At 62.7% G+C, this 16,566-nt stretch carries 14 protein-coding genes; 12 read left to right on the top strand and 2 right to left on the bottom strand.

Annotated features, from left to right (window positions below; all coding sequences use genetic code 11):
- Window positions 1-19: 19 nt before the first annotated feature.
- The 12 genes from J3R84_RS25430 (at window position 20) to hutU (ending at window position 13,771) form a co-directional block, all read left to right on the top strand.
- Window positions 20-1,147, top strand: coding sequence for an NAD(P)/FAD-dependent oxidoreductase (locus tag J3R84_RS25430; RefSeq protein WP_113567431.1), 1,128 nt, complete (start codon window positions 20-22; stop codon window positions 1,145-1,147).
- Between the two features lie 168 nt (window positions 1,148-1,315).
- Window positions 1,316-2,158 carry a phosphonate ABC transporter ATP-binding protein gene (phnC, locus tag J3R84_RS25435; RefSeq protein ID WP_107027230.1) on the top strand — a complete coding sequence of 281 codons (843 nt, stop codon included), beginning with the start codon at window positions 1,316-1,318 and terminating at the stop codon, window positions 2,156-2,158.
- A gap of 86 nt (window positions 2,159-2,244) precedes the next feature.
- Window positions 2,245-3,150 (top strand): phosphonate ABC transporter substrate-binding protein, encoded by a 906-nt coding sequence (phnD, locus tag J3R84_RS25440; RefSeq protein ID WP_025428673.1) that lies wholly within the window; start codon window positions 2,245-2,247, stop codon window positions 3,148-3,150.
- A gap of 107 nt (window positions 3,151-3,257) precedes the next feature.
- On the top strand, window positions 3,258-4,220 hold the full coding sequence (gene phnE, locus J3R84_RS25445) for a phosphonate ABC transporter, permease protein PhnE (protein ID WP_113567435.1): 963 nt from the start codon (window positions 3,258-3,260) through the stop codon (window positions 4,218-4,220).
- Window positions 4,221-4,229: 9 nt separating this feature from the next.
- Complete coding sequence (gene phnE, locus J3R84_RS25450) at window positions 4,230-5,747, top strand: phosphonate ABC transporter, permease protein PhnE (protein ID WP_025428671.1); 1,518 nt, start codon at window positions 4,230-4,232, stop codon at window positions 5,745-5,747.
- Between the two features lie 125 nt (window positions 5,748-5,872).
- Entirely contained in the window at window positions 5,873-6,580 is a 708-nt protein-coding gene (locus J3R84_RS25455; protein ID WP_203528076.1) for a DUF1045 domain-containing protein, read from the top strand.
- A gap of 1 nt (window position 6,581) precedes the next feature.
- Window positions 6,582-7,721 carry an alpha-D-ribose 1-methylphosphonate 5-triphosphate diphosphatase gene (locus J3R84_RS25460; protein ID WP_025428669.1) on the top strand — a complete coding sequence of 380 codons (1,140 nt, stop codon included), beginning with the start codon at window positions 6,582-6,584 and terminating at the stop codon, window positions 7,719-7,721.
- Window positions 7,718-8,305 (top strand): phosphonate metabolism protein/1,5-bisphosphokinase (PRPP-forming) PhnN, encoded by a 588-nt coding sequence (gene phnN / locus J3R84_RS25465; RefSeq protein ID WP_057211228.1) that lies wholly within the window; start codon window positions 7,718-7,720, stop codon window positions 8,303-8,305. The genes J3R84_RS25460 and phnN overlap by 4 nt, the downstream gene beginning before the upstream one ends.
- Window positions 8,306-8,498: 193 nt before the next feature.
- The gene (gene hutI, locus J3R84_RS25470) at window positions 8,499-9,743 is read left to right on the top strand and encodes an imidazolonepropionase (protein ID WP_203528078.1); all 1,245 of its coding nucleotides are present in this window, start codon (window positions 8,499-8,501) and stop codon (window positions 9,741-9,743) included.
- Window positions 9,740-11,275 carry a histidine ammonia-lyase gene (hutH, locus tag J3R84_RS25475; RefSeq protein WP_025428666.1) on the top strand — a complete coding sequence of 512 codons (1,536 nt, stop codon included), beginning with the start codon at window positions 9,740-9,742 and terminating at the stop codon, window positions 11,273-11,275. Before hutI ends, hutH begins: the two co-directional genes overlap by 4 nt.
- A gap of 1 nt (window position 11,276) precedes the next feature.
- Window positions 11,277-12,095 (top strand): N-formylglutamate deformylase, encoded by an 819-nt coding sequence (hutG, locus tag J3R84_RS25480; protein ID WP_025428665.1) that lies wholly within the window; start codon window positions 11,277-11,279, stop codon window positions 12,093-12,095.
- A gap of 2 nt (window positions 12,096-12,097) precedes the next feature.
- Window positions 12,098-13,771 carry a urocanate hydratase gene (gene hutU, locus J3R84_RS25485; RefSeq protein WP_025428664.1) on the top strand — a complete coding sequence of 558 codons (1,674 nt, stop codon included), beginning with the start codon at window positions 12,098-12,100 and terminating at the stop codon, window positions 13,769-13,771.
- A 43-nt stretch (window positions 13,772-13,814) separates the two neighbouring features.
- Here hutU and J3R84_RS25490 read toward each other — a convergent pair whose 3' ends face one another.
- Together J3R84_RS25490 and J3R84_RS25495 are read right to left on the bottom strand one after the other, a co-directional pair.
- Window positions 13,815-15,026, bottom strand: coding sequence for an MFS transporter (locus J3R84_RS25490; protein ID WP_107027228.1), 1,212 nt, complete (start codon window positions 15,024-15,026; stop codon window positions 13,815-13,817).
- Window positions 15,027-15,113: 87 nt separating this feature from the next.
- A complete protein-coding gene (locus tag J3R84_RS25495) occupies window positions 15,114-16,556 on the bottom strand; it encodes a M81 family metallopeptidase (protein ID WP_057218081.1) in 1,443 nt (480 codons plus the stop codon).
- Window positions 16,557-16,566: the final 10 nt, after the last annotated feature.

Raw genomic sequence — 16,566 nt, forward strand, 5'->3', positions numbered from 1 at the left:
TCAGGAGCGGGGTCGGGACATGCGTGAATTTGATGTGGCAATCGTTGGTGGCGGCATTGCCGGCCTTTCGCTGGCCTTTTTTCTGGCACCGCACCGCTCCGTTGCCGTCATCGAGCGGGAAGACGGGCTCGGTTATCACAGCACCGGGCGCTCCGCCGCCGAATTCGTTCTGCGGTACAACGCCCCTGAAGTGTGCAAGCTCGCGGCGATCTCCAAGACTTTCTTCGATCAGCCTCCCGAAGGCTTTTCCGACGTACCGCTGTTGAAGCAGCGTGGCGGCGTCATGATCGCCAATGCGGAGAAAGTGGCACGGCTTGAGGCGGTGTTTGCCGAGGAAAGCGCTGTCAATCCCGACCTGCGAAGGCTGACTGTCGACGAAGCAATCACCCGCGTACCGATTCTTCGGCGCGACTATGTGGCGGCCGCATTTTATGACCCGAATTTCTGGGACATCGAGGTCGAGAACCTGCTGCAGGGTTACCTGCGCGGCGCACGTCGCCATGGCGCCGAGGTGATTGAGCGCAGCGACATCGTGGCTCCGCGCCGCGAGGCAAATGGCTGGGTGCTTTCGACGAATGCCGGCGAGATCCATGCCCAGGTCATCGTCAATGCGGCTGGCGGCTGGGCCGACCCGGTCGCAAGCCTCTTCGGCGTGACGCCGGTCGGCATCGTGCCGCATCGCCGCAGCGCGATCACGGTGGACCTTCCCGCGGAGATCGATGCCCTGACAATGCCCGAGATCAACGAGATCGACGAGGACTTCTATATGAAGCCCGAAGGCGGACGGCTGCTTGCCTCTCCCGCCGACGCCACGCCGTGCGAACCGACGGACGTGCAGCCCGAGGAGATCGATGTCGCCTGGGCCGCACACTACGTGGAAGAGGCGACGACCGTCCCGGTCCGCCGCATCTTCAAGAGCTGGGCCGGCTTGCGCAGCTTTTCACCGGACAAATTGCCGGTGATCGGTCACGCCAAGGATCGACCGGATTTCTTCTGGCTTGCCGGCCAGGGCGGCTACGGCATTCTGACGTCGCCGGCACTGGGCGCGCTTGCCGCAAACCTGCTGATTGGCCTACCGGCGCCCGAAAGCTTCGCCGCAAACGGCCTTGACCCCGTCGGTTTCAACCCCGAGCGCTTCCTGAGGTAGCGACAACGCACCTCCATCCCGCTGCGATTGTCACATTCCGTTAAGGATGTCGGCGAGGCTGTGAACTGTAACATAAACTACAAGAAACTGACATTTCGCTTTCATGAAGCGCCGATATGGCAGGTGTCATACCGATGACCGGTCTCCCCGAAAGAGGACCTGCTAGAAATGTTTCAGTTGAAGAATGTAACCCGCCAGTTCGGCAAGAAGACAGCCGTGTGCTCGGTTACCTTCGACATTCCCCAGGGCCAGATGGTCGGCGTGATCGGCCGCTCCGGCGCTGGCAAGTCTACGCTGCTTCGCATGATCAATCGCCTGGTCGACCTGTCGTCCGGCTCGATCGAGTTTGCCGGCACGGAAGTCTCGTCACTGCGCGGTGCCGCACTGCGCAACTGGCAGCGCGACTGCGCGATGATCTTCCAGCAGTTCAATCTGGTGCCGCGCCTCGACGTTCTGACCAATGTGCTGCTGGGTCGCCTGAACCATCGTTCGACCGTTCTGAGCATCCTCAACATGTTTACCCGCGAAGAGCGCATCATGGCGATCGGCGCGCTGGAGCGCCTCGGCATCGAGCAGACGGCGCTGCAGGCGGCGGGCACGCTTTCCGGCGGCCAGCAGCAGCGCGTGGCCATCGCCCGCGCATTGATGCAGCAGCCGAAGGTTCTGCTCGCTGACGAGCCGATCGCCTCGCTCGACCCGCTCAACGCCAAGATCGTCATGGACGCGCTGCGCGACATCAACGAGCGCGACGGCATCACCGTAATCACCAATCTCCACACGCTCGACACGGCGCGCAACTACTGCGAGCGGATCATCGGTATGGCGCACGGCCGCATCGTCTTCGACGGCCAGCCGAAGGACCTGACGGCGGCCGCCGTCGCCGAGATCTACGGCGCCGATACGGGCATCGAGGAATCGATGACCTCGACAAGCATCAACATTCCGGCGGCCATTCCGCAGGAACAAACGGCATCTGCCGGCCTCCAGCCGCTGGCACTGGCCGGCATCTGACGCCCGCCAGGATCGAAGGCCCACGTCAAGGGCACCTCTTTGAAACCGAATATCATCCGGCAAAGCCGGAGAAACGGGAGAACCTTATGCTGAAGAAAGCTCTTCTGGGCGCTGTCGCCCTGCTCGCCCTCGTCGGCCACGCTCAGGCCGAAGACCTCAAGGAATTCCGCGTCGGTATCATCGGCGGCGAAAACGAAGCCGACCGCCTGCGCAACTTCCAGTGTATCGTCGACAAGCTGCCGGCTGCAATCGGCGTCGAAAAGGTTTCGCTGTTCCCGGCCGCCGACTATGACGGCGTCATCCAGGGCCTGCTCGGCGGCACGCTCGACTACGCCGAACTCGGCGCTTCGGGCTTTGCCAAGATCTACCTCGCCAAGGCCGACGCGGTCGAGCCGATCCTGACGACCGTCCAGACCGACGGTTCGACCGGCTACCACTCGATCATGGTCGCCCGCAAGGACTCCGGCATCACCAAGCTCGAAGACCTGAAGGGCAAGAAGCTCGGCTTTGCCGATCCGGACTCGACCTCTGGCTACCTCATCCCGCTCGTCACCCTGCCGGAATCGATCGGCGCGCCGGTCAAGGAATTCTTCGGTGAAACCGGCTTCGGCGGCGGTCACGAAAACCTGGTTCTCGAAGTCGTCAAGGGCACGTTCGATGCCGGCACGACCTTCGGTTCGGGCGTCGGCGAATTCAAGGACGGCTACACCTCGGGCAATCTGAAGAAGATGGTCGACAAGGGCATCCTCGACATGAACGACCTGGTCGAGCTCTGGAAGTCGCCGTTGATCCCGAACGGCCCGATCGTCGTCCGCTCGACGATGAACGACGACATGAAGGCGAAGTTCAAGCAGTTCATGCTCGACCTGCCGAAGACCGATGCCGCCTGCTTCTCCGCCATCCAGGGTGGCGATTTCACTGGCTTCACCGAAGTCAACGCCGACTTCTACAAGCCGATCATCGACGCCCGCAAGGCAACGATCGGCGGCTGATTTTCCTGATCATTCAAGGACGCTGGCCGCCAAAACGGCCAGCGTTCGCCTTTTTTCTGGGGCGCCTGGAGCGCCTGTCGACAGAGGCCGGCATTGCCGGAACATTCATGGCAACTTCCATGCTCCCGAGGCATCTGAGTGAAAACGGCGCGCTGGTCGAGCGCCACTGGCAGGAGTTGAACTCCCGTCGCCGGCTTTACTCCTGGCTCGGCTTCGCCGTGCTGTTGCTCGCCCTTTCCGGCTCGCTCTGGTTTGCCAACGATTCCAATGCCGGCAAATTCTTCGACCGCCTGCCGCACTTCTTCGATTTCGTCGGCGATCTCGCGCCGCGTGACGGCCTGGAAATCTTCCGCGCCATGTTCGATCTGCCTTCGCCCTACGACGACGGCAGCTTCAAGTACAATTATCCCGAGGGTCGGCTCTACCTGACCGAGAGCTTCTACATTCCTGAGTATGTGCACAAGATGCTGGAGACCGTGAACATCGCGATCTTCTCCACCGTCATCGGCACGTTCTTCGGCTTCATCTTCTGTTTCCTCGCCGCCCGCAACCTGATGCCCAATCCGTGGGTGCGGGGTGTCGTGCGCCGGCTGATGGAGATCCTGCGCGCCTTTCCCGAAGTGGTCATCGCCGGCTTCTTCCTGGCAATCCTTTCGCTCGGGCCGATACCCGCGATCGCGGCGGTTTCGATCCACACGGTCGGCGCACTCGGCAAGCTGTTTTTCGAGGTGGTCGAGAACGCCGACATGAAACCGGACGAGGGCCTGCGCGCCGCCGGTGGCAACTGGATCGAACGCGTCTGGTTCGGCATGGTGCCGCAGGTGCTGCCCAACTTCGCCAGCTATTTCCTGCTTCGCCTCGAGATCAACGTACGCGCCTCGACCATCATCGGCGCAGTTGGCGGCGGCGGGATCGGCGAGTTGCTGCGTCTGTCGATCGGCCAGGGCCATCAGGCAAAGACACTGGCGATCGTCATCCTGCTGTTTGCAACGATCTTCGCCGTCGACCAGTTTTCCGCATGGCTGCGCCGTCGCCTCGTCGGCGACCAGGCCTTCCAGCTTGCCCAGTAGGTGCGCATCATGACCTCCACGACCAGATTAAGCGCTCTCGAAATGGATGCGATCGCATCGCGTCACCCGCACTTGCTGCAGGGCTCCTCGAACAAGCGCCTGCGCACGATTGTCATCAGTGTCGGCCTCGTCGCTTACCTCATCTTCAGCTGGTGGTTCTTTTCGATCGGGCATGTTCTGGGCAACGCCAATTGGGGCATTGCCGGGACCTATCTCGCGGATTGGGTCTCCTACGAGGTTCGGCCCGAGATCAAGATCGCCCGCGACAAGACGATGACGCTCGATTACCAGCGCAACTCGCCGCTTGGGCCAAATCCGAATCCGGCATGGGTGGAACTCGACAAGGAAACCGTGACCCGAAAAGTCGAATTACCCGCTGCAACCGCACAGACTGCAAAGCCCAAGACGACGTCATCCTTCAGCTTCATGGCGCCGGGTTCAGCGCTCGGCGCGGCCAATACGCCAAGTGAGCAGAACCGCGTCGAAATGCGGACCGAGGAAATCATCACCAGGGCCGTCATCACCTATGACAGGTCGACGAAGATCGAAATTGCCGACGGACTCGTCAAGGCAACCCATCGTGGCGAGACGCTGACGATGGCCGTCGATGGCCAGGACACGGTAACCCCTCAGGGTGCCCTCCCCGCCTGGGCCACGCAGAAACGCCCGGGCGAGAAGATCACGCTCGCCTTTGGTGCAACTGGTTGGGCCGACGTCGAAGGTGACGACATCTCGATCCGCAATCGCTTCTTCGGCTGGGCCAATTTCCTCTTCGACGTCCACTCACCGTTCTTCGGCAAGGGCTATGGCGATATATTTTCGTTGATCACGAGCGGCGAGCGCATCGAACCCACGCGCTCGAACCTGTCGCTTGCCTGGAACAACATCCTCTACAACGCCGAATGGCAGCATCTGGATGTGTGGACCAAACTGCTGCAGACCGTGGTCATGGCCTTCGTCGGCACGCTTTTTGCCTCGCTGGTCGCGTTCCCGCTCTGCTTCCTGGCGGCGCGCAACATCACCCCGAATTTCCTGACGAACCAGCTCGCCAAGCGCTTCTTCGATTTCCTGCGTTCGGTGGACATGTTCATCTGGGCATTGTTCTTCACGCGCGCCTTTGGCCCGGGACCGCTTGCCGGCATGTCGGCAATTTTCTTCACCGATACAGGCACCTTGGGCAAGCTCTACTCCGAGGCTTTGGAGAACATCGACGACAAGCAGCGCGAAGGCGTAAAATCCGTCGGCGCCACCCCGCTTGCCGTGCAACGCTTTGGCGTCCTGCCGCAGGTCCTGCCGGTATTCGCCAGCCAGGCGCTCTATTTCTGGGAATCCAACACGCGTTCGGCAACGATCATCGGCGCTGTCGGCGCCGGTGGCATCGGCCTGAAACTCTGGGAAGCGATGCGTACCAACTCCGATTGGGAAAATGTCGCTTATATGGTGCTTCTCATCTTGCTGGTCGTGTTTATTTTCGACAGCATCTCGAACGCCTGCCGCTCGCGACTGATGGGGCAGAAGGCTCATTGACGAGAAGAATTTTTGCAGCGCGGCCATCATGATGTTGTCATGGAAATCGGCTAGCTGCGCATCGCATCCCGCGAACAATCGACCCGCCGTTCCGGCGGGCCGGTCGATACAAGAAAGTGAAGACCGTGCGTTATGCAATCTACTTCGCGCCGCCGGCAGACGACCGGCTGTCGCAGACGGCGGCCCATTGGCTCGGCCGTGATGCCTTTACCGGCGAGACCAATGAACTTTCAGCGTTAGGCAGCCTTGATGCCGCCACGCGACATGCACTGACTGCCGACCCGCGACGCTACGGCTTTCACGGCACTCTCAAGGCCCCCTTCACACTTGCCGAAGACCGCAGCGAAGCCGAGCTGGTCGCAGCCTTCGAAACGTTTGCCGACAACCTTGAACCCTTCGAGATCCCTCAACTCACGCTCCTTCAGCTTGGCCCGTTCTTCGCGCTGGTTTCCGCGAACCACTGCGAGGCGTTGCAGGAATTCGCGGCGCAGGCCGTGCAAACCTTCGAGCCGTTTCGGGCGCCGTTGTCGGACGTGGACATGGCGCGACGCAACCCGGACAAGCTTCCGGAGCGGCAGAGGGAATACTTGAGAAAGTGGGGATACCCCTATGTTTTCGAAGAATTTCAGTTTCACCTGACGCTGACCGGGCCGGTACCCGGCGAGACAGCGAAACCAATGCGGACCGTGCTTGAGAGCACCTTTGCTGATCACATCGGCAAGCCGCTTCACGTCACGTCAGTTGCGCTCTTCGTCGAGCCGCACCGTGGCGCACCGTTCCTGGTCCATTCCCTGCTGCCGCTCCGCGGCGCGACACAACGAAAGATCGCATGAGATGAGCAAAGAACAAGTCCTGACCAATGCCCGCATCGTTCTCGAGGACAGTATCCTCGACGGCTCGGTGCTGATCCGCGACGGCAAGATCGCCGATATCTCTCATGGCACGACCAACACTGGTGAAGACTTCGAAGGCGACTACCTTCTGCCTGGCCTCATCGAGCTGCACACCGACCACCTTGAGGCACATTACTCGCCGCGGCCCGGCGTTCGCTGGTTGAAGATCGCCGCGATCCAGGCACACGACGCACAGGTCGTCACGTCTGGCATCACCACCGTATTCGACTGCCTGCGCCTTGGTTCGGACGAAGACGGCGGTTTCCAGAAGGGCGAAATGCGCAGCATGGCGGACGCGCTGGCCCAGGCCAAGCAGGAAGGCCGCCTGCGCGCCGACCATCTGATCCACCTGCGCTGCGAGGTTTCGACATCGGACGTGCTCGATCACTACGAGGACTTCCAGAACGATCCGCAGGTCAAGCTCGTCTCGCTGATGGACCACGCACCGGGGCAGCGCCAGTTCCAGACGATGGACCAGTACACGCTCTACTACAAATCCAAGCGCGGCCTGTCGGACGCCGAATTCGGAAAATTCGTTGAACGTCAGCAGGCGCTTTCGGCGAAGTATGCCGGCCCGCACCGCGATGCGCTCGCCAAGGCCTGTGCTGAGCGCGGCATTACCATCGCCAGCCACGACGACGCCACGATCGCCCATGTCGACGAATCTATCAGCTACGGCATCAAGCTCGCCGAGTTCCCGACCAGCTTCGAAGCGGCGGAGGCCTCCCATCGCGCCGGTCTTAGTGTGCTGATGGGCGCGCCCAACATCGTGCGCGGCAAGTCGCATTCGGGCAATATCGCCGCCCGTGACCTTGCCGACCGCGGCGTGCTCGACGTGCTTTCGTCCGATTATGTGCCCTTCAGCCTGATCCACGCGCCGTTCGTGCTCGCCGATGAGCTTGAAGCCATCGACCTGCCGAAGGCGATCGCCATGGTCAGCACCACCCCTGCCCGCACCGTCGGCCTCGATGATCGTGGCCGGATTGCCGTCGGCTTGCGCGCCGACATCGCGCGTGTCCACAGGCAGGAAGGTATTCCAGTGGTGCGTTCGGTCTGGCGCGAAGGTCGGCGTGTCGCATGAGCCAGCTCGAACTTAGGCGTGGCGCGCTTGTCGTCGTCGTCGGCCCGAGCGGGGCCGGCAAGGATAGCGTCATGGGCTTTGCCGCCCGACACTTCTGCGACTGCTCCGATGTCCACTTCGTTCGCCGCGTGATCACGCGGCCGTCGGACGCCGGAGGCGAGGTGCATGAAAGCGTTTCAGTCGCCGAATTCGTCGACATGGAGCAGGCAGGCGCCTTCGCTGTGTCCTGGGACGCGCACGGCCTGAAATACGGCATTCCCGAAGACGTTCGCCGCAATGTCGAACACGGCACCACGGCAATCGTCAACGGCAGCCGAAGCGCCCTGCCGGCGTTCCGCGCCGCCTTCGGCAACATCGCCGTCGCGGTCATCACGGCCGAGCCCGCCGCGCTCGCCAAGCGTCTTGCCGAGCGCGGACGCGAAAGCGAAGAGGACGTGTTGCGCCGGCTCTCGCGACAGGTGCCCGACGTCACATCGGGACCGGATGTCACGATCATCGACAACAGCGGTCGCCTTGAGAGTGCCGGGCGTCACTTCGTCGACCTCGTCGAGCGATTGCGCATGAGTGCCGCCCATCCGGCCTAAGTGTCGCGTTTTCCCAGGCGCCGTTTTTTAAGACCCTGGAGCAACCGCTCCGGGGTCTTTTGCATTTGAATGCCATCGCCCGGCGGCAATTCCGTGCGCCGTCTCCTTCCCTTTTCCTTCAGCAAGTCAATTTTCCTCTTGTCGAGACGATTATTATGTATATACATTATATCCAACGAGAGGGGATCGGCTGATGAGTCAATTTTCGACCAACGCAAACGCGTCCGGCATCTGGCGCAATCTTCGCCTTGCGACGTTGCGACCCGATCAAGACGGCCTCGGCATGGTGGAAAAGGGCGCAGTGGCTGTCGTCGACGGACACATTGCCTTTGCCGGCGCCGAGAGCGACCTTCCCGCCGATCTATCCCGCACACTTGAAGCAACGAATTGCAACGGCCGGGTGATGACGCCCGCCTTCATCGATTGCCATACGCACCTCGTCCACGGCGGCAACCGCGCTCGCGAGTTCCAGATGCGGCTCGAAGGTGCGTCCTATGAGGAAATCGCCCGCGCCGGTGGCGGTATCGTCTCCTCGGTCAAGGCAACCAATGCACTCTCAGTCGACGCGCTCGTGGAAAGCGCTCTGCCACGGCTCGACACGCTCATTGCCGAAGGTGTTTCGACGGTCGAGATCAAGTCCGGCTACGGCCTGAATATCGACGCCGAACTCAACATGCTGCGCGCCGCGCGCAAGCTTGGCGACAAACGTCCGGTCCGCATCGTCACCAGCTATCTCGCAGCGCATGCGACCCCCGCCGACTACAAGGGGCGCAACGACGACTACATTTCCGAGGTGGTGCTTCCGGGTCTTGATGTCGCCCACGCCGAGGGCCTGGTCGATGCCGTCGATGGCTTCTGCGAAGGCATCGCCTTTTCGACCGCAGAGATCGCCCGCGTCTTCGGTCGCGCCAAGGCGCTCGGCCTGCCGGTCAAACTGCATGCCGAACAGCTTTCCAACCTCGGTGGCGCCAAGCTTGCCGCCTCCTACGGTGCGTTGTCCGCCGACCATCTCGAATATCTCGACGCTGATGGAGCGCAGGCAATCGCCAAATCGGGCACGGTAGCCGTGCTGTTGCCCGGCGCGTTTTACGCGCTGCGCGAAAAGCAGCTTCCGCCGGTGGACGCGCTGCGCGCTGCCGGAGCGCACATCGCCATCGCAACGGATTGCAATCCCGGCACCTCGCCGCTGACTTCGCTGCTACTGACCATGAACATGTCGGCGACGTTCTTCCGGTTGACGATTGCCGAATGCCTCGCCGGCGTTACCCGCGAGGCGGCACGTGCGCTCGGGCTTCTCGCCGAAACCGGCACGATCGCAGTCGGCAAGTCTGCCGACCTCGCACTCTGGAACATCGAAGATCCGGCCGAGCTCGTCTACCGCATCGGCTTCAATCCACTTCATCTGCGCATCTTTAAGGGCGAAAGGACCGGTCTATGACCATCATTCTGCATCCAGGCTCGGTTCCGCTTGAGTATCTCGAGACCATCTATTGGAGCGGCGAACCTGCCCGCCTGCATCCGTCGTTCGACGCAGGAATCGAGAAGGCGGCCAAGCGCATCGCCGAGATCGTCGCCGGCAATGCGCCTGTCTATGGCATCAACACCGGCTTCGGCAAACTGGCTTCGATCAAGATCGACAGCGCTGACGTCGCCACCCTGCAGCGCAACCTGATCCTGTCGCATTGCTGCGGCGTCGGCCAGCCGCTCGCCGAAAACATCGTCCGCCTGATCCTGTCGCTGAAGCTCGTTTCTCTCGGTCGCGGCGCCTCCGGCGTCAGGCTCGAACTGGTGCGGCTGATAGAGGCGATGCTCGACAAGGGCGTCATCCCGGTCATTCCGGAAAAGGGCTCGGTCGGTGCGTCCGGCGACCTGGCACCGCTTGCCCACATGGCAGCCGTCATGATGGGCCACGGCGAGGCATTCTTCGAAGGCGCCCGCATGTCCGGCGCACAGGCCCTTGCCAAGGCCGGGCTGACGCCGGTGGTGCTTGCCGCCAAGGAAGGCCTCGCGCTGATCAACGGCACTCAGACGTCGACCGCACTCGCGCTCGCCGGCCTCTTCCGCACCCACCGCGCCGCCCAGGCAGCGCTCATCACCGGCGCAATGTCGACCGATGCAGCGATGGGTTCGTCTGCGCCCTTCCATCCGGACATTCACACACTTCGCGGCCATCAGGGCCAGATCGACACCGCCGCCGCCCTTCGCGCGCTTCTCTCAGGTTCCGCCATTCGCGAAAGCCATATCGAGGGCGACGAGCGGGTGCAGGATCCCTATTGCATTCGCTGCCAGCCGCAGGTGGACGGCGCCTGCCTCGACCTGTTGCGCTCGGTCGCGCGCGTGCTCGAAATCGAAGCGAATGCCGTTACCGACAACCCGCTTGTCCTTTCCGACAATTCCGTCGTCTCCGGCGGCAACTTCCACGCAGAACCGGTAGCGTTTGCCGCCGACCAGATCGCGCTCGCGGTTTGCGAGATCGGCGCGATCTCCCAGCGGCGCATTGCCCTTCTTGTCGACCCGGCCTTGTCCTACGGACTGCCGGCCTTTCTCGCCAAGAAGCCTGGCCTCAACTCCGGCCTGATGATCGCCGAGGTGACGTCGGCGGCGTTGATGTCGGAAAACAAGCAACTTTCGCACCCGGCCTCGGTCGACTCCACGCCGACATCGGCCAATCAGGAAGACCATGTTTCAATGGCCTGCCATGGCGCCCGCCGGCTGCTGCAGATGACCGACAACCTGTTTTCGATCATCGGCATCGAGGCGCTGACCGCCGTGCAGGGCGTCGAATTCCGTGCGCCGTTGACAACGAGCCCCGAACTTCAAAAAGCCGCCGCAGCCCTACGTGCAGTTTCGCCGACGATCGAAGAGGACCGCTATCTCGCCGACGATCTGCAGGCGGCCGGCGAGCTGATCGCATCCGGCACCCTGAATGCCGCGATTTCTGCCGGCATTCTGCCAAAACTGGAGGCTTGAGATGAGCGTCTTCGAAGTCCGCCAGGGCACCTCGCCCGTCATCCTCGGCTTTCCGCACACCGGCACGGATGTGCCGGCTGAAATATGGGACCGTCTCAACGATACCGGTCGCCTGCTCGCAGACACCGATTGGCACATTCACAAGCTCTATGAAGGCCTGTTGCCTGATGTTACCGTCGTGCGCGCCACCTTCCACCGCTACGTAATCGACGCCAACCGCGACCCGGAAAACGTCAGCCTTTATCCCGGGCAGAACACCACCGGGCTTATCCCGGAGACCGATTTCGACGGGTTGCCGATCTGGAAGGATGGCGAGGCCCCGACGGAGGCCGACACGGCATCGCGCCTGCGCCAATTCCATGCGCCTTATCACGCCGCATTTCTGGCCGAGATCGAGCGGGTCAAGGCCATCCACGGCATCGCCATCGTCTACGACTGCCATTCCATCCGCTCGCATATCCCGTTCCTGTTCGACGGCAAGCTGCCGGACCTGAACATCGGCACGGACATGGGCCGCACCTGCGCGCCTGCTATCGAGAAGGCCGCCGTCGATATCGCCGCTTCGGCCGATGGTTACACGAGCATTCTCAACGGCCGCTTCAAGGGCGGCTGGACGACCCGGCATTACGGGCGCCCGGAAACCGGCGTGCACGCCATCCAGATGGAACTGGCGCAATCGACCCATCTTGCCACCGAGGAGCCGCCTTTCGTGCTCGACGCCAGCAAGGAGGAACGCCTTCGCGCGCCCCTTCGGGCCATTCTTCAAAGCATCGAGAATACCGCATTCGACCTTAAAACGCTGACAGGGAGCGAGGCATGACCATGAACAATCCGCGCCACAATATTCGCGACGTGCGCGCCCCACAGGGCACCACGCTCAACGCCAAGAGCTGGATGACCGAAGCGCCGCTGCGCATGCTGATGAACAACCTCGACCCGAACGTGGCAGAAAACCCGCACGAGCTGGTCGTCTATGGCGGTATCGGCCGCGCCGCCCGCACGTGGGCCGACTTCGACAAGATCGTCGAAACCCTGAAGGACCTCAACGAAGACGAGACCCTGCTCGTCCAGTCCGGCAAGCCGGTCGGCGTCTTCCGCACCCACAAGGATGCGCCGCGCGTCCTGATCGCCAACTCCAACCTGGTGCCGCATTGGGCAACCTGGGACCACTTCAACGAGCTGGATAAAAAGGGTCTGGCGATGTACGGCCAGATGACGGCCGGCTCGTGGATCTACATCGGCACGCAGGGCATCGTTCAGGGCACCTACGAAACCTTCGTCGAGGCCGGCCGCCAGCATTACGGTGGCAGCCTCAAAGGCAAGTGGGTGCTGACAGGTGGTCTGGGCGGCATGGGCGGCGCACAGCCGCTGGCAGCCGTCATGGCCGGTGCATCCTGCCTCGCCGTCGAGTGCAACCCGGACTCGATCGACTTCCGCCTTCGCACCCGCTACGTCGATGAAAAGGCGGAAACGCTCGACGAGGCGATGGAGATGATCGCCCGCTGGACGAAAAACGGCGAAGCCAAGTCCGTCGGCCTGCTCGGCAACACCGCCGAAATCCTGCCGGAAATGGTTCGCCGCGGCATCCGCCCGGATATGGTCACCGACCAGACCTCCGCGCATGATCCGGTCAACGGCTACCTGCCCAAGGGCTGGACCATGGCCGAGTGGAAGGCCAAGCGCGAGAGCGACCCGAAGGCTGTCGAAAAGGCTGCGCGCGCCTCGATGCGTGAACATGTGGAAGCCATGATCGCCTTCCAGGACATGGGCATCCCGACCTTCGACTACGGCAACAACATCCGCCAGGTCGCCAAGGAAGAGGGCCTCGAAAACGCCTTCGCCTTCCCCGGCTTCGTGCCGGCCTATATTCGCCCGCTCTTTTGCCGCGGCATCGGCCCGTTCCGTTGGGCCGCACTCTCCGGCGATCCGGAAGACATCTACAAGACCGATGTCAAGGTCAAGGAACTGACCCCCGGCAACACCCACCTGCACAATTGGCTCGACATGGCGCGCGAGCGCATCTCGTTCCAGGGACTGCCAGCACGCATCTGCTGGGTCGGTCTCGGTGATCGCCATCGGCTCGGCCTCGCCTTCAACGAAATGGTCAGAAACGGCGAGCTCAAGGCTCCTGTTGTCATCGGCCGCGATCACCTCGACTCCGGCTCGGTCGCCTCGCCGAACCGCGAAACGGAAGCGATGAAGGACGGCTCGGACGCCGTCTCCGACTGGCCGCTGCTCAACGCCCTCTTGAACACTGCGTCCGGCGCCACCTGGGTGTCGCTGCACCATGGCGGCGGCGTCGGCATGGGCTTCTCGCAGCATTCGGGCGTCGTCATCTGCGCCGATGGCACTGATGATGCCGCCAAGCGACTTGAGCGTGTACTCTGGAACGACCCGGCCACCGGCGTCATGCGCCACGCCGATGCCGGCTACGACATCGCGCTCGACTGCGCCAAGGACAAGGGCCTGCGCCTGCCGGGCATCCTCGGCAACTGACGAAGATTTAGGGGCGCCGGTCTGGCGCCCCTACCCCTTGTTCTTACGGGGTGGTCGCTTTCCGATTGCCGCCTTCGAGCAAGAGCAGTAGCCCAAGGCCCGCCAATCCGCCAAGACCTCCAAGAAGTGCTGTTCCCGAATAGTCGCTGATGCGGGTGCCGAGTGCAAAGAGCGCCGCGCAAAGGCCGCCGCTCATGAAGATGTTGACCGAGATCAGCGAGCTTCCGAGCCCCGGCCGGTCGGCAATCAATTCCTGCAGGTAGGTGATGGGGATCGTGATCAGCGCGGCAGCGCCGAAGGCGCTGATCAGCGTCAGCGCATAGATGTGCCACGGCGCCGACGACAGTCCGAGCAGGACCATGTAGCCGATATAGATGACCGTCCCGAGCGCCAGTGCCTTCGCCGGCAGCAGGCTCACCTGGATGCGCGCCCAGACGAAGATGAAGACCACCTCTAGAAAAGCGACAACGCCGGCGATGATGCCGATATCCGTGACGCTACCACCGACGGCATTGGTCATGATCAGCGGCAGGACGGCCGCGTTGATATGCAATGTCGAGGTGATCATTGCCACCGCGACCACGCGCGCGAAGATGCGCGGCGCAAGGATCTCGCCGAAGGATGTCCAATAGGAAAGGCGCTTGCCCAGGCCCGGATCGACGCCGCGCTCGTTCGGCAAGGAGAAGAAGACCAGAAGCAGGTTGGCCGAGCATCCGAGGCTGGCGAGCAGATAGGCGGGCAGCATGCTGTCGCCACCGGCAAGCGCAAAGCCCACCAGCCCGGGCACCAATACCCAGGCAAGCGAAATCGCCGCGCGCGCGCCGGTCGTCAGAGCGCCGGCGTCCTGCCCACTCATGCGCCGCGCGACGCTGCGCACATTGGCAAAGAGCAACGTGTAGACTGCGCCATAGATTGGCAGGAACAGAAGCACGCTGACGAGAAAGCTCGATTGATAGGGCAGGACATAGACAATGCCGTAGCCGACCACGCCGAACAGGATCGCGGTCGACATCAGCACGCGATAATTGCCGATCCGATCGGCAAGGATGCCGATGGAAACGCTGACGATGACGTTCACCGTCGCGGCGGCCAGAATCAGCAGTGAATAGAGCCCGTCACTCAGGCCCAGTTCGTTGATGCCGACCACGGATTGATAGGGTGAGGTTGCCGCCCCGGCGAAGCCGAAGAGAAAGATCGCCAGCATGCTGACCCGAATCGACGGGTTGCGCATGGCGCTGAAAAGCGAGGAAGTCATGATGATGCACGTCCACGAAGGAGGCGATTTCAAAAGGGGAGCTTGGCGCCGGCGGGTCGCACCGGCGGTTGCATTGCGGGAAGCTGCTTACACCGATTCCGACCAGCGCGCCGAGAGATTCGCCTTGGGCATAAAGTCGAATTCCTGATCGAAGGGAAATGCGGGACGAGAGCGGTGCAGGCTTGCCAGATGGGGGATGTCCTGGTTGACGACACCATCGGTCAACGCCATCAGGTTGGGGTTGGCAATCGGCGCGAGTTCCGGCGAGAGATAGCCTGACTTGACCACGAGCAACCGGACATTGCTCGGGTCGAGGCCGAGGCGGGTGAAGTCGGCGATATCGTGATAGGGTCGACGTCGCGCCGAAAGCACGACGTCGATCGCCCCAACGCGGACAACCGCCTGGCGCTCCTTTGCAGGACCAGGATCATCGAGCCGTACGACTTCCACCAGCATCTCCGCGACGGGACTTGCCGGATCGAGGCTGCCGCCGATCTTCAGCATCAGGTTTTCGCCGACGCCGGCAGCAAAGCAGGCTTCCACGGCAGGACGATCGGCGATACCGGCGATGAGTGCGCCGCGCCACCCCCGCGCAAGCAGAGCCTTCAACACATCCGCCCTATCGCCGACACCGCCGCCGGTCGGGTTGTCGCCGGAATCGGCAAGGATGATGGGGGTTGTCGTCGCCTTTTCGGCGACATCGAGCATGGCGTCGAGCGGGCCCGTCACAGGACCGAAACGGAAATTGCGACGTTCCGCCCAGTATGCCGCCGCAATGTCGACGGCTGCCTGCTCTGCCGCGGCCCGATCGGTCGCGGTAATCACGGCACAAGCCGTTGCACGCGGCTCGTCGGCCCAGACATAGCCGACCATCAGGTTGGCATCGAGCACACCCGGCCGCGCGTCGATGTCGGGCAGTTGCCGGTAGAGGCCCCTGGCCGGCTCGTCCTCGGTAGAGGTGCATTCCCCCGGCAGCAACACGGGGATCTTTGCCCACGCAACACCCGGGCGCGTCCCGCTGCGTAGCGCCTCAATGAGCATCGCCCAGGCGCGGATCATCGTTTCACGCGTGTCGATGTGCGGCGCGGTCCGATAGCCCGCGAAGATGTCGATCTGGTCGATGATACGCTGGCTGACATTGCCGTGCAGATCGTAGCTGGTGGCGATCGGGCAGTCCGGCCCGACGACAGATCTCGCGGCAGAGATCCAGTCCCCCTCAGCATCCTCCATGCCGTCGACCTTGATCGCCCCATGCATGGCGAGATAGAGCCCGTTGATCGGCAGGGCCTGTTGCAGCCGGTCGAGAAACTCCGCCTTGAAGGCGTCGTAGGTCGGTCGGGACACCGGCCCACCGGGCACGGCGCGCGCGTGCAGGAGCGGCAGATGCTCGATGCCTTCAGCGTCGAGAAAATCGAAATACTCCGCCTGGAGCAGATCCGCCCCGCGCAGCACCCGAAAATCCTCGACCGCCATCAGCACCGGCGAATAGGTGCTGCACTCCGTATGGATACCGCCGACTGCAATGCGCATGGAAGCTCCT

It is taken from the genome of Ensifer canadensis, assembly GCF_017488845.2.
Classification (GTDB): Bacteria; Pseudomonadota; Alphaproteobacteria; order Rhizobiales; family Rhizobiaceae; genus Ensifer; species Ensifer canadensis.